This window comes from Nannocystis sp., from assembly GCF_016714285.1.
Lineage (GTDB): Bacteria > Myxococcota_A > Polyangia > Nannocystales > Nannocystaceae > Nannocystis.
Genome location: NZ_JADJNN010000001.1, coordinates 731,462 through 753,419, shown reverse-complemented (window position 1 = coordinate 753,419; position 21,958 = coordinate 731,462). Strand labels below are relative to the sequence as shown.

The 21,958-nt window shown below is 74.1% G+C and carries 17 protein-coding genes and 1 tRNA gene; 9 read left to right on the top strand and 9 right to left on the bottom strand.

Annotated features, from left to right (window positions below; genetic code table 11):
• Nucleotides 1-32 precede the first annotated feature (32 nt).
• The 4 genes from IPJ59_RS03080 to IPJ59_RS03065 all read left to right on the top strand — a co-directional run bounded on the left by IPJ59_RS03080 (nt 33) and on the right by IPJ59_RS03065 (nt 6,744).
• Nucleotides 33-1,658, top strand: coding sequence for a vWA domain-containing protein (locus IPJ59_RS03080; protein ID WP_293269670.1), 1,626 nt, complete (start codon nt 33-35; stop codon nt 1,656-1,658).
• Nucleotides 1,655-3,559 carry a HEAT repeat domain-containing protein gene (locus IPJ59_RS03075; protein ID WP_293269669.1) on the top strand — a complete coding sequence of 635 codons (1,905 nt, stop codon included), beginning with the start codon at nt 1,655-1,657 and terminating at the stop codon, nt 3,557-3,559. Before IPJ59_RS03080 ends, IPJ59_RS03075 begins: the two co-directional genes overlap by 4 nt.
• 1,004 nt (nt 3,560-4,563) lie before the next feature.
• Nucleotides 4,564-5,199: a DNA-3-methyladenine glycosylase family protein gene (locus IPJ59_RS03070; RefSeq protein ID WP_293269668.1), complete on the top strand. Its 636-nt coding sequence runs from the start codon at nt 4,564-4,566 to the stop codon at nt 5,197-5,199.
• 129 nt (nt 5,200-5,328) lie between these two features.
• On the top strand, nt 5,329-6,744 hold the full coding sequence (locus IPJ59_RS03065; protein ID WP_293269667.1) for a hypothetical protein: 1,416 nt from the start codon (nt 5,329-5,331) through the stop codon (nt 6,742-6,744).
• Nucleotides 6,745-6,813: 69 nt separating this feature from the next.
• Here IPJ59_RS03065 and IPJ59_RS03060 read toward each other — a convergent pair whose 3' ends face one another.
• Entirely contained in the window at nt 6,814-7,752 is a 939-nt protein-coding gene (locus tag IPJ59_RS03060) for a hypothetical protein (protein ID WP_293269666.1), read from the bottom strand.
• A gap of 481 nt (nt 7,753-8,233) precedes the next feature.
• Here IPJ59_RS03060 and IPJ59_RS03055 point away from each other — a divergent pair, with 481 nt between their 5' ends.
• Entirely contained in the window at nt 8,234-8,602 is a 369-nt protein-coding gene (locus IPJ59_RS03055) for a Kazal-type serine protease inhibitor family protein (protein WP_293254739.1), read from the top strand.
• 69 nt (nt 8,603-8,671) lie between these two features.
• Nucleotides 8,672-8,744: transfer RNA gene (locus IPJ59_RS03050), tRNA-Thr, on the top strand.
• Between the two features lie 118 nt (nt 8,745-8,862).
• Here IPJ59_RS03050 and IPJ59_RS03045 read toward each other — a convergent pair.
• The 4 genes from IPJ59_RS03045 to thiS all read right to left on the bottom strand — a co-directional run bounded on the left by IPJ59_RS03045 (nt 8,863) and on the right by thiS (nt 11,675).
• Nucleotides 8,863-9,801 (bottom strand): S26 family signal peptidase, encoded by a 939-nt coding sequence (locus IPJ59_RS03045; RefSeq protein WP_293254736.1) that lies wholly within the window; start codon nt 9,799-9,801, stop codon nt 8,863-8,865.
• Nucleotides 9,776-10,618, bottom strand: a complete 843-nt coding sequence (locus tag IPJ59_RS03040; RefSeq protein ID WP_293269664.1) for a thiamine phosphate synthase — start codon at nt 10,616-10,618, stop codon at nt 9,776-9,778. Before IPJ59_RS03040 ends, IPJ59_RS03045 begins: the two co-directional genes overlap by 26 nt.
• A gap of 16 nt (nt 10,619-10,634) precedes the next feature.
• Entirely contained in the window at nt 10,635-11,408 is a 774-nt protein-coding gene (locus IPJ59_RS03035) for a thiazole synthase (RefSeq protein ID WP_293269662.1), read from the bottom strand.
• 63 nt (nt 11,409-11,471) lie between these two features.
• Complete coding sequence (gene thiS, locus IPJ59_RS03030) at nt 11,472-11,675, bottom strand: sulfur carrier protein ThiS (protein ID WP_293254727.1); 204 nt, start codon at nt 11,673-11,675, stop codon at nt 11,472-11,474.
• Between the two features lie 238 nt (nt 11,676-11,913).
• On the opposite strand from thiS, the gene IPJ59_RS03025 reads away from it, so the two are divergent.
• The 3 genes from IPJ59_RS03025 to IPJ59_RS03015 all read left to right on the top strand — a co-directional run bounded on the left by IPJ59_RS03025 (nt 11,914) and on the right by IPJ59_RS03015 (nt 15,232).
• On the top strand, nt 11,914-12,636 hold the full coding sequence (locus IPJ59_RS03025) for a Crp/Fnr family transcriptional regulator (protein WP_293254724.1): 723 nt from the start codon (nt 11,914-11,916) through the stop codon (nt 12,634-12,636).
• 88 nt (nt 12,637-12,724) lie between these two features.
• Nucleotides 12,725-13,921 (top strand): alanine racemase, encoded by a 1,197-nt coding sequence (gene alr, locus IPJ59_RS03020; protein ID WP_293269660.1) that lies wholly within the window; start codon nt 12,725-12,727, stop codon nt 13,919-13,921.
• Between the two features lie 168 nt (nt 13,922-14,089).
• Nucleotides 14,090-15,232, top strand: a complete 1,143-nt coding sequence (locus tag IPJ59_RS03015) for a hypothetical protein (RefSeq protein ID WP_293269658.1) — start codon at nt 14,090-14,092, stop codon at nt 15,230-15,232.
• A gap of 67 nt (nt 15,233-15,299) precedes the next feature.
• Here the strand turns inward: IPJ59_RS03015 and IPJ59_RS03010 are convergent, their stop codons facing one another.
• From IPJ59_RS03010 to IPJ59_RS02995, 4 genes are all read right to left on the bottom strand, one after another.
• Entirely contained in the window at nt 15,300-16,733 is a 1,434-nt protein-coding gene (locus IPJ59_RS03010; RefSeq protein WP_293269656.1) for a TolC family protein, read from the bottom strand.
• Between the two features lie 12 nt (nt 16,734-16,745).
• A complete protein-coding gene (locus IPJ59_RS03005; protein ID WP_293269655.1) occupies nt 16,746-17,705 on the bottom strand; it encodes a M14 family metallopeptidase in 960 nt (319 codons plus the stop codon).
• Nucleotides 17,706-17,726: 21 nt separating this feature from the next.
• Nucleotides 17,727-18,839 carry a DbpA RNA binding domain-containing protein gene (locus IPJ59_RS03000; RefSeq protein WP_293269654.1) on the bottom strand — a complete coding sequence of 371 codons (1,113 nt, stop codon included), beginning with the start codon at nt 18,837-18,839 and terminating at the stop codon, nt 17,727-17,729.
• Nucleotides 18,840-19,928: 1,089 nt separating this feature from the next.
• A complete protein-coding gene (locus IPJ59_RS02995; protein WP_293269652.1) occupies nt 19,929-21,920 on the bottom strand; it encodes a DEAD/DEAH box helicase in 1,992 nt (663 codons plus the stop codon).
• Between the last annotated feature and the right edge of the window lie 38 nt (nt 21,921-21,958).

Here is a 21,958-nt window from a genome sequence, read left to right as displayed (position 1 = left end):
CACGCCCCGCAGTACGCCCCGCAGCAACCGTCATGGCCGACCCTCGCGACCGCAGCCCTGCCGGAGGCCGTAGCCCAGGCGCTGCGGCCGGCCCCGGCCGTCGCGACCCGCGCGGCCTGGCCCCCGCGAGCACGGCCCAGCGCGCCGTCAATGTCGCCGAGCTCGAGCGCCAGGTCGGCAGCCTCGCGCTGTCGCAGATCGAGGGCGCCGGCGGCCTCGCCATGATGCGCGCCCTGTCGTGGCAGAACATCCTCGCCCGCCTCGGCTACGCCGTGCCGCTGGTGGTCCTCCACGACCTCGGCTGCCTGATCGTCGGCCTCGGCGCCCCCGGCCCGATCCCCCGCGGCATCGCCGAGCCCGAGCTGTGCGAGGTCTGGCGTCAGCTCCTGGTCGAGCTCTCCGAGTCCGACCTGGTCCGCGCCCAGGCCGGCTGGAAGCACCGTGACCCGATGGTCGGCGTCGTCCTCGCCCGCGTCCTCGCCGGCCTGGTCCCGCAGCTGCCCGACGATGTCCGCGTGCTCCGCCCGATCGAGCTGCCCCTCGACGCCGTCCACTACGCCCGCATCGAGCCGAGCACCGCCTTCACCCGCTACGACCAGCGCCAGGCGCTCGCGTGGCTGACCACCCTCACCAGCCAGCGCCTGCTCCCGCTGCTGGCCGTCGAGCAGATCGACGTCGACGCTCTGCGCCTGTTCGGCCTGTTCCGCGGCGGCCCCGGCGAGGCCGCCGCCGGCGTCGACCTGGCCGACCTCTACAACGTCATGGTCAACCCGGCCCTCGCCGACGTGATCGACTTCTCGATGGAGCTGCTCCCCTCCATCCTCGAGGTCAAGCGCGACGCCGGCCACCAGGTGTTCTCGATCGACGGCTACGCCTCCATCGAGCGCCGCGGCGGCATCGACGACATCGAGATGTCGCAGCTCGCCCTCGACGAGGACATCTTTGAGCAGAAGCTGGTCGACGACGAGCTGTTCTACTTCACCCACGAGAAGCAGATGGAGAACGAGCAGCGCACGCACTACGTGCTGGTCGACGGCTCCGCCTCGATGCGCGGCGTGCGAGAGGTGTTCGCCCGCGGCCTCGCCCTCGCCCTGTGCAAGCGCCTCGCCCTGCTCGGCGAGCACGTCGTGCTCCGCTTCTTCGACAGCCGCCTCTACGAGGGCGTACGCGTCGGCGCCCAGGGCCACGCCGAGGTCCCCTACGTCCTGCAATTCCGGGCCGAGCACGGCCGCAACTACGCCCGCGTCATCCGCCAGCTCAACGCCGAGCTGGCCGCCCCGCGCCGCGGCGACGGCAAGGTGCTCATCTACCTGCTGACCCACGGCGAGTGCCAGCTGCCCGAGCACGAGGTCGTCGCCCTCGCCGCCCGCGCCCCGATCTACGGCGTCTTCATCCTCCCCAGCGGCGGCGTCCTCGACCTCGGCTACCTCCACAACCTCTACCGCGTCCACGTGATCGACGACCAGGCGCTCAGCCACGGCCGCCGGGCCCAGCGCGCGCGCCAGATCATCAGCGAGGTCGAGTCCGACTACCTGGGAGGTCGGCTGGGAGGTCGGCTGGGAGGCCGGCTGGGAGGTCGGCTCGGAGGTCGGCGCGCCGCGACACCTGGCCCAAAGGCCAGCTCGTCGACCCCGGGCCGCCCGCGGAGGCCGCGATGATGGACACCAACGTCCTGTGGATCCGCGCCGAGGGGGCCCTGCGCGCGGGCCGTCACGCGGACGCCCAGATCTACCTGCGGCAGCTCGTGCAGGTCGTCGAGCGCATCGACTTCGAGTACGAGGAGTGGCTGCGGGCCTTCGCCGAGTCGCTGCGCGCGAGCGGGCAGTGGGGCGAGGCGATGGCCTGCCTGGCCTACCTCGGCGCCCGCGAGCTGCCCGGACCCGAGGTGCTGCAGCCGCAGATCGCACCGGCCCGCGCCGGCGATCCCGGGGCCCTGCGCAACGTCCGGCTCTACGGGATCTACCTCGCGCGCGCCGGCCAGCACCGCGCCGCCGCCTCGTGGTTCGCGCTCGGCGGGATGCCGGTGCATCAAGCGATCGAGGCCGAACGCGCCGGCGAGGACGAGGTCGCCGCGGCCCTGTGGGCCCGCCTGCTCAGCTCCGACCTGCTGAGCGAACGCAGCAGCGAGCCCCGCGGCCACGCCTACGAGCGCGCCCTCGCCAAGATCAACTTCGGCCTGTGCCTCCGCCGCCTCGCCACCGCTGGCGGCGAGCCAGCCGGCAAGGGCAGCGCCCCGCGCGGCACCATGCACGACCGCTCGCGCCTCGCCCTCGCCGAGGCGACCACCTCGGTCGAGGAGGTCGCCGACACCTTCGAGAGCGAGGGCCTGCGCGAGCGGGCCTTCGACTGCTACCAGCTGATCGCCCGCCTCGGCGTCGAGGCCGGCGCCTTCGAGAACATCGCCGAGGGCTACCTCAACAGCGTCCGCATCCTCCGCGACGACGGCCTCAAGCTCGACGCGCTCCGCCTCTACGAGACCTTCGTCGCCCTGGCCCGCGATCGCGGCGAACATCATGCCGTCGCCGCGATCCTCCGCGAGGCCGCCGACTACTGCACCCGCGCCGGCCTGCCTTACGCGGACGACCTCCGCTGGCGCAGCGCCGAGGCGTGGATCAAGGCCGCCAGCGAGGCCCAGAGCGCCGGGCATCCGCTGCAGATCGTCGAGAACGCCTACCTCGCGGCGGCCGAGGCATTCGCCTCCGTCCGCGCCTTCCGCCAGGTCGCCGAGGTCTACCGCCGGCTCGCCGCGATCGAGCTCCCCGGCAAGAGCCGCGAGCGCGCGCAACGACTGCTGCGCCGCCTCGGCGACGCCCCCGGCGACGCGCCGCGACCGATGCCCGTGCCCGAGTTCCTCAAGGCCCTGCCCGAGTACGAGGAGGTCTGGTACGTCGACCTCGCCGAGTGGGAGCTCGCCGGCGACCCGGCCCTGGTCGCCGCGGGCGTGATGGCCGACCGCCGCTTCCCCGACTTCGTCCGCCGCAACGCGCTCCTCCTGGTCCTCGAGATCGAACGCCGCGGCGCCGCGATGGAGCAGCTCGACGTGGTCCGCCGCCTCGCCGAGATCAAGGCCTACCCGGTGATCGCCGCGCTCGAGGCGCTGCACCGCAAGGGCGACGCGCCGCTGCGCGAGGCCGTCGTCGCGGCGATGGGCAACCTCCGCTTCAAGCGCAGCTTCGGCCTGGTCGCCCAGGCCCTGCGCGACCCGATGCCCGAGGTCCGCAAGGCCGCCGCCAATTCGGTGCGCCGCCTGATCTTCCCCCACGCCTTCGAGCCGCTGCGCCGCATCTTCGAGGCCCGCGACCTGCAAGACCCGGAGGCCGCCCGCGAGGCCGCCCTGCACGCGATCGGCAAGATCGGCACGGTCGAGGCGCTCGACTTCCTGTGCGACCGCCTCCGCGAGGGCGAGCGACCCTTCGTCGAGCTCGCCAGCACGGCGATCCGCAACCTCAGCAACCCCGACTTGCTGCCTTACCTCCGGCGCCAGATCGAGTTCGTCCCGGCGGAGCACCGCGCCGTGCTCGAGGACAGCGCTCAGCATCTTGAGCAGCGGCTGCGTTGAGCCGTTCGTCGCGGGTCGCTCTCGCTCCGCGGGCCTCGTCGCGGGTTGTGCGGGCATCGTCGCACGTGCCGGGGCGGGTCCGGCTGGACGCCCGCGAATGCTCGAGAAGCCGGAGGACCGACGGGGGTCCTGCCGTCAGACAGGGCGCGTCGACCTCATGACTGCTTCGCAGTCATCGGTCGCGCTGGACTCCGTCAGGACCCCCGTCGGTCCTCCGGCAAGCGAAGCCTCCGCTGAAGGGCGGCACGGTCGGCCTCGCCGAGAGCCGGACCCGCCCCGGCCCTGCACCAACAACCTGGCCCCGAGGACATGTCGATCCGCACACGTGGACGCGCACGGTCGGTCGGCCTCGCCGAGCGCCGGACCGCCCCGGCCCTGCACCAACAACCTGGCCCCGAGGACATGTCGATCCGCACGCGTGGACGCGCACGGTCGGTCGGCCTCGCCGAGCGCCGGACCCGCCCCGGCGCTGCCCCAACAACCTGGCCCTGAGGACATGTCGATTCCCCACGCATCGGCGCGTGCACACGTTCGTTCGTTCGCTCGTTCATTCGCTCGTTCACGCGGGACCCGGCACTGTGCATCACGAGAACATGTCCGAAACGCCATGTCCGCGCGGCCATGTCCTGGGTTTCAGGGCCGGGGCCGGTCCGGCTTCTCGGCGACGCCGACCGCACCGTCCTTCAGCGGAGGCTTCACTTGCCGGAGGACCGAAGGGGTCCCGACTGAGTCCAGCGCGACCTATGACTGCGAAGCAGTCATGAGGTCGACGCGCCCTGTCTGAAGGCGGGACCCCTTCGGTTCTCCGGCATCGCGGATCTGCGGGCGCCCAGCCGGACCGGCCCCGGCCCGTGCCCCAGCGTCCGCGAACCCCAGCGTCCGCGAACCCCAGCATCCGCGAACCCCAGCGTCCGCGAACCACAGCGCCCACGAACCCCGTCCGCGAACCCACACAGCGCCCCCAAGGATGCAAGATCGCGCCCCGCAAGTTAGCATCGCGGCGCATGCCACGGACCCGGCCCGCCTTCGACTCCGCCGCCGTCGACCACCTCCGCCGCAGCGATCGCCGCATGCGTGCCCTCGTCGATCGCGTCGGCCCGCCCACCCTGCGCATCGAGGCGCTCGGCGATCCCTACGCCGCGCTCGTGCGCTCGATCGTCTACCAGCAGCTCCACGGCAAGGCCGCCGCCACGATCCTCGCCCGCCTGTGCGCCTTGTTCGCCGCCGAGACCATCCCGCGCCCGGAGCAGATCCTCGCGGCCACGACCGAGCGCCTGCGCAGCGCCGGGCTCTCGGGAGCGAAGACCGCCGCCCTGCAGGACCTCGCGCGCAAGTCCGCCGACGGCCTGATCCCCGGCTATCGCAGCCTCGCCCGTATGGCCGACGACGCGATCGTCGAGCGCCTCACCCAGGTCCGCGGCATCGGTCGCTGGTCGGTCGAGATGTTGCTGTTGTTTCGCATGGGCCGCCCCGACGTGTGGCCGACCGGCGACTTCGCGGTGCGCAAGAGCTACGGCGTGCTGTTCGGCCACGACGAGATGCCGGGCCCCCGCGAGGTCGAGGCCGGCGGCGAACGCTGGCGTCCGTTCCGCAGCGCGGCCGCCTGGTACCTGTGGCGCGCCCTCGACACCGCGACCTGATCCATATCGCGCGTTGCCGGCCCGCGGCCCGCGAGGAAACCCTCGCACGCCCGCCGGCGATCGGGCGGGCCCACCCACTTCGCGGGCCCATCCCCGGGTATCCTGCCTCCTCAGCAAACGGGGGTATCGATGCAACGCGAATGGCTTGGACTGGTAGTGGCGGCGATGGTGCTTGGTTGTGGCGACAGCGGTGACGGCTCGGGCAGCGCCTCGGCCACCGACTCGGGTCCCAACACGACGGCGATCACGGCGAGCGCCAGCGACGCGAGCTCGGAGCCGACGCCGACCACGAGCGCGGGCTCCAACAGCGAGTCGGCGGGCACCACCGCGGGGTCGAACAGCGACACCGCGAGCACCGGCCCCGGCACCAGCGCGACCACTGACGTGTCGGCGACGCAGACCAGCACCGACCCCAGCAGCACCGGCGGCAGCACGATGGGCGTCGACCCCGGCAGCACCGGCAGCACCGGCGCCACGCCCGACCTCGGCAACCCCTGTCAGGGCCCCGGCGAGCCCGACGTCTCGTACATCTGGATCGCCAACAGCGACCAGGGGACGATCAGCAAGATCAACACCCAGACGCTCAAGGAGGAGGGCCGCTACATCGTCCGCCCCGACCAGGCCGGCAGCCCCTCGCGCACCTCGGTCAACCTCACCGGCGACGTCGCGGTCGCCAACCGCTCCGGCGGCGTCGCCAAGGTCTACGCCCGCGTCGAGAGCTGCGTCGAGAGCAACGGCATGCCCGGCATCCAGACCTCCACCGACAAGAACTACCTGCCGTGGGGCGTCGAGGAGTGCGTCGCCTGGTTCACGCCGATGAACTACACCAGCCAGCGCCCGGTCGCCTGGACGCAGGGCACCTTCAACGACAACAGCTGCGCCTGGGAGAACTCCAAGCTGTGGACCTCGGGCAACAACCTGCAAAACGGCACCGTCGACGTGCTCCGCCTCAACGGCCAGACCGGCGTGATCGAGGACACCGTCCAGGTCATGGGCGTCGGCGCCGACTACTACGGCCTCTACGGCGCGGCCGTCGACGCCAAGGGCAACATGTGGGCCTCGCAGCTGTCACAGCAGTCGCTGGTGTTCGTCGACGGCAAGACCCTGCAGTACAAGGTGTGGCCGATGGCGCTGCCGGGCTACGGCATGACCGTCGACTCCAAGGGCTACGTCTGGATCTGCGCCTACCAGGGCGCCGGGCGCTTCGATCCGATGACCGAGCAGTGGCAGATCGCCAACGTCCAGGGCAGCGGCGGCTGCATGGAGGACGGCAACGGCACGCTGTACGTCAGCGCCGGCAACGGCGGCATCATCGCGGTCGACGCCGTCACGCTGGTGCAGAAGCAGTACTACCCGCTGCCCGAGTACGTGCACGGCATCAGCATCGACTACTACGGCTACGTCTGGGGCGTGTCGATCGGCGCCAACGCGTACCGCCTCGACGTCATGAACAACGGCGCCTTCCAGACCTTCAGCGGGCTCGTCGGCGCGTACACGTACAGCGACATGACCGGCGTCGCGCTGGCCAACGTCTCGCCGCAGTGACGGCGCTGCGTCGGGGTGGACAGCTCGCGGCCGCGGCCGCGGGCTGTTCGCGTTTGTGCGGTCCGGCTCCTAGCGGACGCGGGCGTCCATGCTGGCGTCGAGGGCGACGCGCTGCGGGGGGGCGCCCGCGAACTCGATGGTGGCCCACTCGCCGTCGACGCGCAGCTTGGCGGCGGGGTAGGCGTCGCCGGTCATCGGCGCCTCGATCGTGCGGCGGTGGAGGCCGCCGTCGCGGGTGCGGGCGACGAGCACGAACTGGGCCCGCGTGCCGGCCGTGCCGCTGGCGATCAGCTGGGCCCGTGGGGTCGCACCGGCGCCGCGACGCCAGCCGTCGACGAGGGCGACCTGGCTGGCCGGGAGGTAGCCGGCGTGAAACTCGTCGCCGTCGCGGGCGATGACCTGGGCCCAGCGCAGGCACACGATCTGGCCGGTCTCGGCGCTGCAGCGGTCGAGGTGACCGAGCAGCCACAGGCTGCCGCTGCGGCGGGCGAGGGCGTAGCGCTCCGACGCGGGTGGGACGCGGTGCGAGGGGGCGGAGAACATCGGGGCCCGCTCGGCGAGGAGGACGGCGGGCAGCCAGGCGACGCCGGGCGGGGTGAGCTCGGCGGCGCTGTCGGGCCAGCGGATCGTTCGCGGGCTGTTGTCCTGGTTGCGGCCGCGGATCGTGAGCGCCTGGAGGATCGCGTGGTGCTTCCTGTAGAGCTCGCCGCCAGGGACCGGGGCCGGGCCGGCGTGCAGCGGGGCGTCGGCGGGCTCGAGCGTGGGGGCCGGCAAGCTCGGACCGGCGAAGGCCCAGCGGGCGATCCACGCCATCGCCTCGGGCATGCTGGCGACCTGGCCGGCGATGGCGCTGTCGGGGCCGCCGTCGCTGGCTGTCCCGGGGGACATGGCCGCGAGGGCAGCCGTCGCGCCCGGGCCGAGCAGGCGGGCGCCGAGCCAGTAGCCGCCGGCCCCGGGAACGGGCACGGGGGCGGGCGGCGTGGCGGGTGCGTCGGGCTTGGTGGTCATCGGCGCGGGCTGCTTGGGCTGGCTGGCCTTTGGGTCAGGCTTGGGCTTGCTGGCTTTTGGGTCAGGCTTGCTGGCTTTTGGGTCAGGCTTGGGCTTGCTGGCTTTTGGGTCAGGCTTGCTGGCTTTTGGGTCAGGCTTGGGCTTGCTGGCTTTTGGGTCAGGCTTGCTGGCTTTTGGGTCAGGCTTGGGCTGGCTGGCTTTTGGGTCAGGCTTGCTGGCTTTTGGGTCAGGCTTGCTGGCTTTTGGGTCAGGCTTGGGCTGGCTGGCCTGGGGGTCTTTGCGTCCGCCTTCGCGGGGGGGGCCCCGACGAGGGTGAGGACGAGCGCGAGGGCGAGCGCGAGGCCGGTATGGAGGAGCGTCGCGGCGCGGCGGGAGGGCGCGGGGAGCATCGGCGGGCGGCAGGGTACAACGAAAGGATGGTGCGGGCGATGGTGCGCCGCGGGCTCGCCGTGCTACTTGTGGCGCCTCGCACGGAGTCCGCATGATCTGCATTCATCGTCTCGTCGCTGCCCTGGCGCTGGTCGCCGCTGTCTCGCTGTCCGCTTGCAAGGACGCTGGCCCGGACGTCGCGCCCGCGAGCGGCGGTGCGGCGGAGCCAGTGCAGTCCGGGCCGCCCATTGTCGGCGACGCGCCGCCGGTCGATGGCGGGACGCCGATCGAGGGCGGCACCGGGGACGCCGTGGTCTGCACGCCGGACACGCGCCAGCCGATGTGCACCCGTGAGTACCGCCCGGTCTGCGGCACCCTCGAGGACAACAGCAGCAAGACCTACGGCAACAAGTGCTCGGCATGCAGCGACGCCAAGGTGGTCCGCTACGTCGACGGCAAGTGCCCGGGCGAGCCCAGCTGACGGGCTTGACCCGCGGGCGCCGACCGGGGTTGACGTGGGCGCTGGACTCGTTTAGATAGTGCGCCCTTCGCCGTTGTAGCTCAGTCGGTAGAGCAGCTGATTCGTAATCAGCAGGTCCCCGGTTCGAATCCGGGCAACGGCTCCGCAACACGCCTCAGGTCGCCTGGGCGTGTTTTTTCGTGGCGCCCCAGCACACGGCTTCCACACCAGCCGCGGTCGCCCGCACACCGGGGTCGCGGTTCTTTTCGTGGCGTCGGGGCTCAGGGCTTCCACAGCAGGCCGTGGGCCTCGGGGGCGACGTCGGGGTGGCTGTGGTTGCGGCCGCCGAGGCGGAGCACGATCTCGCCGCGGATGCGCTCGGGGCCGACGAAGCCGAGGGCCCGCGAGTCGCAGCAGGCGCCCTCGTCACGGTTGTCGGCGATCACCAGGTAGCCGTCGGCCTCGACCTCGAGCGGGCCGGCGTCGCCGGGCAGGCGCATGCCAGGCCATGGGGTCGGGCCGGGGGCGGCGCTGAGGACCTGGTAGCGGCGCTCGCCGATCGCCTCGCGGGCGGTGCCGCGGGGGCGGGCTGGCGGGGCCTGGCTGTCCTGGGCGCCGCGGACCGCGAGGCGCAGCGGGGCGCCGACCTCCTGGGTGAGCGGGCGGCCGTTGATGGCGATGCCGAGCGCGCCGCGGCCCTCGCCGAAGCTGACGCGATCGCCGGGGACGGCGAGGATCCGTCCGACCCGCAGGCTGCGCGGGGCCGGGGTGTTCGGGTCCTGGACCCCGCTGCGGCGCTGCACGGCCTGCCACTCGTCGCCGAGCTCGAGGTCGTCGACGTCGACGACGGCGGTGTTGCGCAGCGGCTGGCGGGGGCCGTCGTGGCGCGGGAGGCCGCGGCCCTCGCGGGGCCCGGGGAGCTGCGGCGGCCGGGCGGGCTCGGGTGCGGGGGTCGCGGGCGGGGTCGGGTCGTAGACGACGAGGTCGCCCGCGGCGAGGCCCCAGGTGCCGCGGATCAGGAGCACGTGGTCGCCGGTGAGGAGGGTCGGGGCCATGCCGTCGCCGTGGATCTCGACCACCGTGGCGACGCCGCAGCGCAGGACCAGGGCGGTCGCGCCGCCGACCAGGACCAGCCAGGCGAGGCGGGTCGGCCAGCTGCGTTCGCCGGCCCGGGCGGCGAGCTCGTCCTCGGGGTCAGCGCGGCGAAAGGGGTTCCACATGGCGGTCGAGCGCGGCGATCGATCGGCGCAGCGCCGCGACATCTTGCTCGACCTGGGCGGGGTCGCCAAAGAACACGCCGATCCCGGCGAGGCCGTGGGCGCCGGCGGCGAGGCAGGCGGCGGCGGTCGCGGGGGTGATGCCGCCGAGGGCGAAGATCGTGGCGCCCGGGACGGCGGTCCAGGCCCGCAGGGCGGCGAGGCCGGCGGGGGTCTTGCCGGGGCTGCTGCTCGGCGGGAAGACCGGGGCGAGCAGGGTGTAGTCGACCAGGTCGTGGCCGGGCTGCGGGGCGCCGTGGCAGGAGCGACCGAGCCACAGGCCGGTCGCTCGCGCACAGCTGTCTCGCGGGACAGGTGGGAGCGAGCTGTCTCGCGGGACAGGTGGGAGCGAGCTGTCTCGCGGGACAGGTGGGCGCGAGCTGTCTCGCGGGACATGTGGGCGCGAGCTGTCTCGTGGGACAGGAGGGCGCGAGCTGTCTCGCGGGACAGGTGGCGGGGCTGCGCGGCGGAGGGTGGCGAGGCTGGCGAGGTCGGGGTCGCCGCGGAGGTGGAGGCCGGCGATGTCGGGCGGGAGCGGGGGGAGGGGCGCGCCGGGGTCGATCGAGAGGAGCTGCGGGATCGCGTGCGCGCGGCAGCTCCGGCGCAGCGCGGCGAGGCGGTCGCTGGCCAGCAGCGCCGCGGGGCCGAGGCCGGGCTCGCGGAGGAGGACGGCGAGGCCGACCGAGGCGACGCCGGCGGCGAGCCAGCGCTCGAGGATGTCCCCGGGGACAGCTCCGGTCGGCGGGGTGATCGCCAGCAGGCGGAAGGGGAGGCGCGTCATGCGACGCTCGCGGGGCTCACTCGATCATGCCAGTGTTCGGGCTCGAGGCGCTGGCGTAGTGGCGGACGGGGATCCGGCCGGCGCGCAGGGCCTTGCGGCCGGCGATCACGGCCTCGCGCATGGCCTCGGCCATGAGCACAGGGTGCCGCGCCTGGGCGATCGCGGTGTTCATGAGCACCGCCGTGCAGCCGAGCTCGAGGGCGATGGCGGCGTCGCTGGCGGTGCCGACCCCGGCGTCGACGATGACGGGGACCTTGGCCTGCTCGACGATGAGGCGGAGGTTGTGCGGGTTGCGGATGCCGAGGCCGCTGCCGATCGGGGCGGCGAGCGGCATGACGGCGGCGCAGCCCATGTCCTCGAGCTTGCGGCAGACGATCGGGTCGTCGGTGCAGTAGGGGAGGACGGTGAAGCCCTCGTCGAGGAGGGTGCGGGCGGCCTTCAGGGTCTCCTCGTTGTCGGGGAGGAGGGTGCGCGAGTCGCCGATGACCTCGAGCTTGACGAGCTCGGCGATGCCGAGCTCGCGGGCGAGCCGGAGCGTGCGCACGGCCTCGTCGGCGGTGTAGCAGCCGGCGGTGTTGGGCAGCAGGCAGTAGCGGTCGCGGTCGATCCAGCTGAGCAGGTTGTCCTTGGCCTTGAGGTCGACGCGGCGCAGGGCCACGGTGACGATCTCGGCGCCGCTGGCCGCGAGGGCGGCCTGGGTCTCGGCGGCGTCCTTGAACTTGCCGGTGCCGATGATGAGGCGCGAGGTCCAGGTGCGACCCGCGAGGGTCCAGGTGTCTTGTTCGCTCAAGCTAGCCTCCACCGACAAAGGTGACGATCTCGCGGGAGGGTCCGGGGGTGTTGTTCGCCCAAGCTAGCCTCCACCGACAAAGGTGACGATCTCGAGGGTGTCGCCGTCGTCCACGCGGGTGTCCGGGTGGCGGGCGCGCGGCACGATCTCGCGGTTCTTCTCGACGGCGACCTGCTGCGGGGTGAGGCCCAGCGCGGCGATGAGGTCGGCGACGGTGCTGCCCTCCGCGATCGGGCGAGGCTCGCCGTTGAGCACGATGGTCGGCACGGGCGGAACGTACACCGGTTCCGCCCGCGGGAGGACGCGCGCGTGAAGACCGCGAATGGAACCTGGATCACTGCGTTGCTTTGGCCCCTCAGGTGTGGCGATCGTGCAACACAGCTCCAGGGCCCCGCTGTGGGCGCTGATTCGTGACAAGCCAAGGATTCCACGCGCTTGAGGTGGATACCGGGGGGCCCGGAGCTTGGCAGGTTTTGTGCTTTGGAGCACAGCCCGTATGCAGCCCATGGACACCGAGACCCGTCGCCCCAGCATCCCCCTCGAGCGCATGGAGACGGCGGATGTCCTGGCCTGCGTCGAGCCGTTCATCGCGGCCCGGCCGGGCGAGCTGGAGCTGCTCGGGCGCACCGCGCAGCGCCTGCGCAAGACCGCGGGCAGCGTGCTGGTCAGCGAGGGGCAGGCGCCGGACGGGCTCTACATCGTGCTGCGTGGGCGGGTGAACCTGCTGCGGGCGGCCGACGGCGGCCGCGACCTCATCCTCGCGGCGCTCGGCCCGGGCGAGGTGTTCGGCGAGGCCTGTGCCTTCGGCAACGTGATGAACTCGACGACCGCGGTGGCGGCGGTGCAGAGCGAGCTGCTGCGCATCCCGCCCGAGGCGCTGGTCGATCACCTGCGTCGCGAGCCGGAGACGGTGCTGCGCCTGATGCGGCTGCAGGGCGACAAGCTGCGCGAGGTCGAGGCGGTCGCCAGCGGGCTGGCGCTGTGCGACGTGGAGGAGCGGCTGCGCCGCACGCTGGCGCGGCTGGTCCGGCGTCAGGGTCGTCGCGGCCCGGCGAGCACCGGCTGGATCCTCGCGCCGGTGCCGACCCAGTCGGAGCTGGCGCGCATGGTCGGGTCGTGCCGCGAGACGGTGTCCCGCACGCTCAGCGCGATGGCCCGCTCGGGCCTCGTCAGCGGCAGCGGGCGGCGCATGATCCTCGACGACCGCATCGTCAACGAGGCGGCCTAGTCGACGCGGCCCAGGAATCGCGGGTCCGGGGTCGACGTTGCCCGGGCCCATGGCGACCCGGCCGCTGACGCGTGGTAGTGTGCCCTGCTTGAGCTCGCCGCCGGTCCGCAGCGCTCCGATCTTCAGTGGGCCCGAGCGCCGCGGCCGCGATCGCCGGCAGGCGCCGATCGTCGAGGTGCGGCCGACCTACGCGCACATCGACGCGGCGGCGCTGATCCACAACCTGCGCACGGTGCAGGGCCACGTCGGGCCGCGCTGCCGGGTCCTGGCGGTGGTCAAGGCGGACGGCTACGGGCACGGGGCGATCGAGGCGGCGCGCACCTTCGTCGACGCGGGGGCGTGGGGGCTGGCGGTCAGCCTGGTCGAGGAGGGGGTCGAGCTGCGGCAGGCCGGGGTGCTGGCGCCGGTGCTGGTGCTCGGCGGGGTCCATCCGGGCTCGGAGGACGTGATCGTGCACCGATCGCTGACGCCGGTGGTGTGGGCGCGCGAGCACCTGCAGCTGCTGGCGGCGGCGGTGCGGCGCAGCGGGGCGCCGCCGCTGCCGGTGCACCTCAAGGTCGACACCGGGATGTCGCGGCTCGGGGCGCTGCCGGCCGATCTGCCGGCGCTGGTCGACTGGCTGGCGGGCGAGGACGGGCAGCACCTGCAGGTCGAGGGGCTGATGACCCACTTCGCCTGCGCCGACGATCTCGACGACGCGGTGAGCCCGGGGCAGCTCGAGCAGTTTCGCGGCTGCGTGGCGACGCTGGCGAGCCGTGGGCTGCACCCGCCGCTGCGCCACGTGTGCAACAGCGCGGGCCTGGTGCGCCTGCCGCACGCGCACTTTGACATGGTCCGCCCGGGCATCGCGCTGTACGGGGCGGGCTCGGGGCGCGAGGTGCAGCTCGCGGAGCTGCGGATGGCGATGAGCGTGCACTCGCGGATCCTGGGGATCCGCACCCTGCCGGCGGGGGCGAAGGTGTCGTACGGGCACCGGACCACGCTGACCCGCGACTCGCGGCTGGGGATCGTGCCGGTCGGCTACGCCGACGGCTACCCGCGGCGCATGAGCGGGCAGGCGCAGGTGCTGGTCCGCGGCCATCGCTGCGCGGTGCTCGGCAACATCACGATGGACGTGTCGATGATCGACGTGAGCGACCTGCCCGACGCCCGCGAGGGCGAGCGGGTGACGCTGCTCGGGGCCCAGGGGCGCGACCGCATCGACGTGTACGAGCTGGCGGCCTGGGCCGATGTGATCCCCTACGAGATCACGTGTGGGATCTCGAAGCGGGTGCCGCGGCGCTAGACCTGGCGCCTGGGACCTGGCGTTTGGGACAGGTCGGATCGCGGCGAGCGGCGGGTGTTGGGCGCGGTCAGGGGCGGCTGGCGCTTGGGACAGGTCGTTTGGGACAGGGCGTTTGAGACAGCTTGGATGGGCTGACGGGCGGGGCGGGGGCGTGGCATGCTGGCGGGCGTGAGGTCCCGGTCCGAGCTGCCGCGCTGGCGCGCCGACTGGCCGCACGCGTGGCTGGCACCGGCGCTGGCGGCCGCGTGCTGGTCGCTGGCGCTGGCCAGCAGCGCGGAGGCGGCGACGCAGCGCAGCCTGGTGTTCATCGGCGGGCCGCTGGTGCTGCTCGCGGGGCTGCACGCGCGCCTGGGTGAGTACCTGCACGGGCGGGCGCGCGAGCGGCTGGCGGTGCTGCCGGTCGCGCCGGCGCGACACTTCGCGGCCGGGCTGCGGGCGCACCGGCACGGGCTGCTGCTGGCGCTGCTGTGCGGGGCCCTGGGGGTGTGCCTGGGCGGCACGGCGGCGGGTGGGGATCCGATCGCCGCGGCGCTGCTGGCGGGGGACTTCGTGTGGCTGTGCGTGCTGGCGGCGGTGGTCGAGCCGGCGATCCCGGCGGCGGCGGCCTACGGGGGCCGGCGCTTCCCGGAGGCGCACCCGATCCGCCAGGCGCAGGCGCAGCTCGGGGGCGGCTGGACCTCGGCGGAGGCGACGGTGCACCTGTACGCGCCGGCGCTCGGGCTCGGGCTGGCGACGCTGCTGGCGATGCCGGGGCAGCTGGCGCTCGCGCTGCTCGCCGGGGGGCAGGCCCTCGCGGGGCTGCACGTGGGGCTGTTGCTGCTGCCGCTGGCGATCGCGGGGCTGGTGCGGATGGCGGCGCCGCGGGTGTACACGCTCGGGTTCTTCGAGGCCGTCGCGTGGCTGGCCGAGGCGACACGCAGCCTGGCGGGTCCGCCCGAGCCGCCGCCGCGTCCGGCCTGGGTGGCGCGGGTGGCGTCGCCGGCGACGCGGCTGCTGGTGACGCAGTGGCTGCGGCTGACGCCGGTGCCGCTGCTGCGGCTGGCGCTGCTGATCGCGTGGGCCGGGTACTTGCTGCTGCGGGCGGCGCCGCCCGGCGGGCCGGCGATCGCGGTCTCGCTCGGGCTGGCGGCGCTGTGGCTGGCGCCGCTGCAGACGCTGGCCCGTCAACGGCGACGCAACGCGGCGACGCTGGCCGGGCTGCCGCTGCCGGCGGCGCAGCGGGCCGGTCGCAGCCCGGGCCTGACGCTGGCGATCGCGGGGGTGCCGGCGCTGCTGCTGCTCGCGCTGCTGGGGCGCGTTTATCTGCCCTGAGGGACATGTTCAATGCGACATGTCCATCAGGGCATGTGCGATGGGACATGCCCTGAGGGACACGGGCTCAGATCGCGGGGACGCCGAGGGCCTGCTCGACGCCGGCGAGGGCGATGTGGTAGGCGGCGAGGCTGCGCAGGTACTCGAGGCGGACCAGGACGCGGCTCTCCTGGGCGCGGACGGCGACCAGGAAGGGGGCCTGGTTGCTCTGGAAGGCGAGCAGGGCGTCGCTGTAGACGGCGTCGGCGGCGGGGACCAGCTCGCGCTCGTAGAGGCGGTACTGCGACTGTGAGAAGCAGGCGAGGGCGACGGCGTCGGCGACCTCGCGGCCGATGTCGCGGCGCAGCGCGTCGCCGGCGAGCTCGAGCTGGTGGCGACGGGCGGCGATCTCCTGCAGCGGGCCCTGCTGGCGGTTGAAGATCGGGACCTGGAAGCCGAGCATCCAGAACACGCCGACGTGGACGCCGCCGGGGTGGGGCACGAAGTCGGGGCCGAGGCTGGCGATGAGGTCGGGGACGCGGGCGGCGCGGGCGATCCGCTCCTCGCGGCCGAGCAGCTCGCGCTGCCGCAGCAGGCGCTGCAGCTCGGGTCGCTCGCGCAGCGCCTCGGCGAGCAGGGCGTCGTGGGCGACCAGGAACTCGCGGCGCCAGTCGTCGTCGTTGGCGGCGAGCCAGCGCGGCGGCTGGTCGCGCGCGGGGGAGCTGAGGACGAGCTCGACGGACGGCTCGTTGCCCAGCAGGTTGTTGAGGCGGAGGTCGGCCTGGAGGTGCTCGAACTTGGCCTGCTCGAGCGCCTGGCGGGCCTTGAGGCGGGTGATGCGGACCTCGAGCACGTCGGACTTGGGGGTGTCGCCGGGGCGGGCGTCGGCGATGGCGAGCAGCTGGTCGACGCTGCGGATAAGCTCGATGAGGGTCGTCTCGCGCTCCTGGGCGAAGAAGGCCTCCATGTACGTGCGCCGGGCGTCGGCGCGGAGGTTGGCGGCGAGGACCCGGAGGTCGACCTCGAGGATCGCGTGGCGGGCCAGGGCGAGCTCGACGCGGCGGCGTCGCTTGCCGCCGAGCTCGAGGGTCTGGGTGAGGCCGAGGCGGTAGGTGAACTCGGCGGTGCCGTTGTCGGAGAGCACGACCGGGTTGGGGATCGAGGTCCGGGCGGTGCGGACGCCGGCGTCGAGGATCTGGCGCCGCGCTGCCTCGGCGCGGATCGCCGGGTGGTTGCCCTCGACGGCGCGCATGACCTGTCCCAAAGACCAGGTCTGGACGGGACCCGGGCGCAGCGGGGCGGGCCGGAGCTCGGGCGCCTCGATCAGGTCGACGGGGCGATCGAGCGGGACGGGGGCCGCGACGGCGCCGAGGCGCACCGGCGCGGCGTGGGCCGGGGCGGCGAGGAGGGCGAGCGCGAGGAGGGCGAGCGCGAGGCGGCGCGGTGGTTCAGGTCGGAGGGGTGCAGGCTCGCGGAGGGCGGGGCGGCGCGAGGGTGCGAGCAGGGGGCGGCGCGACGGCATGGCATGGCTCCGTCAGGGCCCGGGGGGCAGGGCGCGGCGCGAGGCGGCGGGGGGCGGCGGGAGCTCGAGCGCGGCGTGGAAGTAGGCGGTGATGCCGGGGACGTCGTTGGCGATCCAGGCGGCGGGGTCGCGGGGGTTGAAGCGCCAGAACACGCTCGGGCGGCGCAGGTGCTGGGTGTAGCTGGCGCGCAGGGAGAAGGTCTCGAGGCACACGGCCCAGGTGCCGAAGGCGTGGTGCTGGTGGTCCTCCTGCTCGCCGGTGAAGGTGTCGAAGATGCGGTGGGCGAGGCGGCGGTAGCGGACCCTGGGCTGGGCGTGGGCGAGGACGCGGGCGAGCTCGCGGTAGCGGGCGTAGGCCTCGCGCTCGCTGACGCGGGCCGGGATCACGGTGCCCATGAATGAGTGGAGGTTGACGCTGGCGTGGAAGCGCCGGGCGGCGAAGAGGCGATCGAGGGCGGCGGTCTCGGGCTCGCTGAGGGGCGCGGGGCCGCGGTAGGTCGCGTCGCCGGGGCGGTCGGAGCCGGCGCCCGGGAGGCGGCTGGGGGCGGCCCTGCCGGGGCGCGGGAAGTTGCGGTTGAGGTCGACGCCGGCGGCGTTGGCCCGCATGTCGGCGAGGCGACCCTGACCGCCGGTGGACCAGGTGCGGGCGTAGCCGTCGGGGTTGAGGCAGGGGATCAGCCACAGCTCGGCGCGGGCGCGCAGGCGCTGCAGCTCGGGGTCGCCGGCGCACAGGCCGTGCAGCAGGCCGAGGGCGACGCGGCTGGCGATGTACTCGATGCCGTGGATGTTGGCCGAGCAGAGGATCGCCGGGCCCGCGGAGGGCAGGCGGAGGGCTCGCAGCGGGCGGTCCTCGCGGCTGCGGCCGTACTCGACGATCTCGCCGCCGAGGCTGGCGGCGAGGTCGTCGAGTTCATGCTCCCGGGTGTCCGGGTCGGGGTAGGGGGCGAGCGAGGCGCTGTCGGCGAGGGACATGGCATGACCTCGCCGCGGGCGTCAGGTGCCGCTGGCGTCGTCGCCCGCCAGATCGGGGCGCGGGGCGTCGGCGGGCTCGGGCTCGGCGGGCGGCATGTCGCCAACCAGGGTGTCGGCCCCGGCGAGGATCTCGGGCCCCGAGTCGGCCCCGGCGAGGATCTCGGACCCGGCGAGGGCGCCAGGTGGCGGGGCGCGCAGGGCGTCGCTGTGATCCTCGACGGCCCGGATCGTCAGCGGGATCGTCAGCGGGGCGTCGCCGTCGCGGACCCTGGTCAGCGCTTCCTGGATCCGCGGCAGCTCGCCCTGGTGGACGCGGAACAGGGTGTCCCCGTCGCGGACGGTGAGGTCGCGGATCGCCCGGCCCTCGAGGCCGAGGTGGTCGCGCAGGAGCCCGCGCAGGGTCGCCGCCTTGTGCCCGTGCGAGCGGCCGAGGTTGAGGCAGACCTTGATGAACTCGCCGTCGTCAGCCTCGCTGCTGGTGCTGGCGATCACGGGTGGACGCGGCGGGAGCCCCTCGGGGCCTCCCGGGCGCGGGGCCCGGGGCGGGCTGGTCCGCGGGCCGCTCTGGCGGGGCGGGGCGGCGGGGCGCGGGGCGCGGGCGGCGGGCCTGTCCGCGAGGACAGGTGCGGCGGGCGGCTCGTCCTCGACCTCGGGGACGTTGTTGGGCGGGGTGTACTTGCCGTCCTCGAAGTCCTGATAGGTGTACTTGGAGGCCCACACCTCCCAGAAGTCCTTGTGCGGCGGGGCGGTGAGCTCCGGCAGGACCAGCGGGGCGGCCTTCTTGCGCCGGCGCCGGCGCTTGCGCTTGCGCTCGTCGGCCTCGCTCTCGGTCTCCGGCGTGGCGTTGGCGCCGTCGGGGCCGGGGGCGACGACGGCGGGCTCGTCGCTGGCGTCGGTCTCGTCGTTGGCCTCGTCCTCGCCTTCGCCCTCGTCCTCTTCGTCGGCGATCATCCGCGAGGCGTCGCTGCGTGAGAGGTCCTCGAGCTCGACCTCCTCCTGGAGGGTCTCGATGACCGCCTGGCGGCGGTCCATCAGGGCGAACTCGTCGAACTCGTCGTCCATCGAGCCGAACTCGCTCTGGACCACCTCGAGCTCGTTCTCATCGATGTCGATGATGATCTCGTCCTGGGCCATGCGGCGCGGGACGACCACGGGTACGCCCACGGGGGCGGGCGGGGCAGCCGGAGCGAGGGGGGGCTCGGGGCGGGCGGCCCGCTCGGGCGCCATGGGGCGGGGTGCGTCGAGGGGGCGACCGTTGCGGCGGCGACGACGGCGTTTGCGGCCGCGATCGCCGGCGGCGTCGCTCCCGGGCTCGCCGCTCGGCTCGGCGGTGTCGCGGGTGTCGTGGCTGTCGCGGCTGTCGCGGCCAGTCTCGCGGGTGTCGCGGGCGTCGGGCAGTCTCGCGGCCAGTGTCGCGGGCGTCGCGGCCAGTCGCGGCCAGTGTCGCGGGCGTCGCGGCCAGTGTCGCGGCCAGTGGGCGCGGCGGTGGGTTCGGCGCTCTCGGGCTCGTCGCCGGTCTCGTCGTCGGACTCGCCGGCGACTTCCTGGGTCGCGCCGGTGCCTTCGCCCTCGCCGCGGCGGCCGCGACGGCGACGACGACGACGCTTGCGGCGGCCCTCGCCGTCGCCAACGATCGAGCTGTCCCCGGAGACAGCCTCGCTGCCAGCCTCGACGAGCGGGCCGGCGTCGGCCTGGGGGGCGGTGATGGTCGCAGCCAGGGCGACGTGGGCGAAGCTGCCGCGGTCGCCGAGACGGCCGCGACCACCGAGGCGGAGCTGACCCGGCGCGGGGATCGAGGGCAGGCTCACGCTGGCACCGGGCACCGGCGCGGTCGCCTGGACGGCGTCGGGCGGCGGGGCGGCGACGACCATTGCGGGGGCCAATACCGGGGCCGACACGGGGGCCAATACCGGGGCCAATACCGGGGCCAATACCGGGGTCGGCGGGTCTGTTGGCAGGGTGCTGCCGGGCGACCCACCGGTGGCCTGCAGCGGGAGTTGGGCGGGATCGCCTGGATGACGGTCGCGCCGCCGGCGACGCTCGCCGTCGTCGTGAGGCCGACGCTCGCCGTCGTTGCGCACGGTCGCCGGCTCAGCGGCACGGACATCGCCCTCGTTGCGATCGCGGCGACCGTCGCGATCGCGGAAGCGATCGCGGCCGCGACCCTCGTTGCGGTCACCGCGACCGCGGAAGCCGTCGGGGCGCGCAGCATCGGGGCGGTGCTCACGTGGCTCGCCGCTGCGGTCTGCGTCGTCGCGGCGGGGCTCGCCGCTGCGGTCTGCGTCGTCGCGGCGGGGGCGGTCGAGGCGGGGCTCGCCGCTGCGGTCTGCGTCGTCGCGGCGGGGGCGGTCGAGGCGGGGCTCGCTGCCGTCTGCGTCGTTCCGGGGGGCGGTCGAGGCGGGGCTCGCTGCGGTCTGCGTCGTCTCGGCGGGGGCGGTCGAGGCGGGGCTCGCTGCGGTCTGCGTCGTCGCGGCGGGGGCGGTCGAGGCGGGGCTCGCTGCGGTCTGCGTCGTCGCGGCGGGGGCGGTCGAGGCGGGGCTCGCTGCGGGGTTCGTCGTCGCGGCGGGGGCGGTCGCCGAAGCGGGGCTCGCCGCGGTCTGCGTCGTCGCGGCGGGGGCCGGCGTCGTCGCGGCGGGGGCGGTCGCCGAAGCGGGGCTCGCTGCGGGGGCCGCGGTCACCACGGTCGCGCGGGCCACGGCCGCGGTCGCGGTCGCCGAAGCGTTCGCGGGGCTCGCGGGGCTCACGGGGCTCGCGGCCCTCGCGGAGGTCACGCTGCTCGCGCTCGATCGTCTCGCCCGGGCCGGCGGCTGCGGCGGCGGGGCGCTCGTCCTCGTCGCCCTCGCGTCGGCCCTGCAAGGCCGCCCCGGCGACCGGCTCGTCGCTGGCGGCGTCGGCCTCGATCACGGACTCGGGGCGCGGCGCGGCCCGCATGGCCCGCTCGAGCAGGAGACCGACGACACGCTCGCCGCGCGGGTCAGTCATCAGGCTGCGGGCCAGCAGCACCCACTCGGGGGAGACCAGCTCCGGGAAGCGCTTGCTGATGCCGTCGAGCTTGAACTCCATGCGCTCCGCGGAGAGCTGCTCGGCCGGCGGGAGCTGGCGCTCGCTGAAGACGATGCTCGCGTACTGCAGCTTGAGATAATAGAAGTTGCCGATCTCGCGCGGGTTGATCAGCGAGATGGCGACGCCGGTGCGACCGGCGCGGCCGGTGCGGCCGGTGCGGTGGACGTAGACCTCGGCCGACTCCGGGAAGGAGTAGTTGATCACGTGGCTGACGTGGCTGATGTCGATGCCGCGGGCGGCGACGTCGGTGGCGACCAGGAAGCGCAGCTTGTGCTCGCGCATCAGCTTCATGACCCGCTCGCGCTGGGTCTGGTTGAGGTCGCTGGACAGCTCCTCGGCGTGGAAGCCCTCGCGGCGCAGCACCGAGGCGACCAGCTTGGTCTCCTCGCGGGTGTTGCAGAAGATGATCGCGCGGGCCGGGTCCTCGACCATGATCACGTCGAGCAGGTCGCGGGTCTTGATCGAACTGGTGACGGAGTAAAAGGCGTGCTCGATCTCCGCCGCGGCGACCTGGTCGCCCGAGAGCTGGATCGCCACCGGGTCCTTCATGTAGCGCTTGGCGATGCGCTCGATGTCGTTGGGGATCGTGGCCGAGAACAGGGCGGTGAGGTGCTCACCCTTCACCTGGTCGAGGATCGCCCGGATGTCCTCGAGGAAGCCCATCGACAGCATCTCGTCGCACTCGTCGAGGACGACCGTGCGGACCTTCGAGAGGTCGAGCGAGCGGCGGCGGATGTGATCGAGGATGCGGCCGGGGGTGCCGACCACCGCGTGGACGCCGGCCCGCAGGGCGGTCAGCTGCGGGTTCATCGGCGTGCCGCCGTAGACGGGGAGCACGTCGACCGGGGTCTCGACGGCGAGGCGGCGCAGCTCGTCGCAGACCTGCTTGGCGAGCTCGCGGGTCGGCAGCAGGACCAGCAGTTGGACGCCGGTCTCGCTGGCGGGGCGGGCGTCGAAGCGCGAGGCCAGCCAGGGCACGCAGAAGGCGCCGGTCTTGCCGCTGCCCGTGTGCGACTGGACCATCACGTCGCGGCCCGCGATCAGGGGGTCGAAGCTCAGGGCCTGGACCGGCGAGGGCTTGGTCCAGCCGAGCCGGGCGATCGCGGCGCGCAGGGCCTCGGGGAGGGCGAGCTCGTCGAAGGACTGCGGCAAGGGCGGCAGCTCGGGCTCCGGGACCGCGGCGGCCTGGG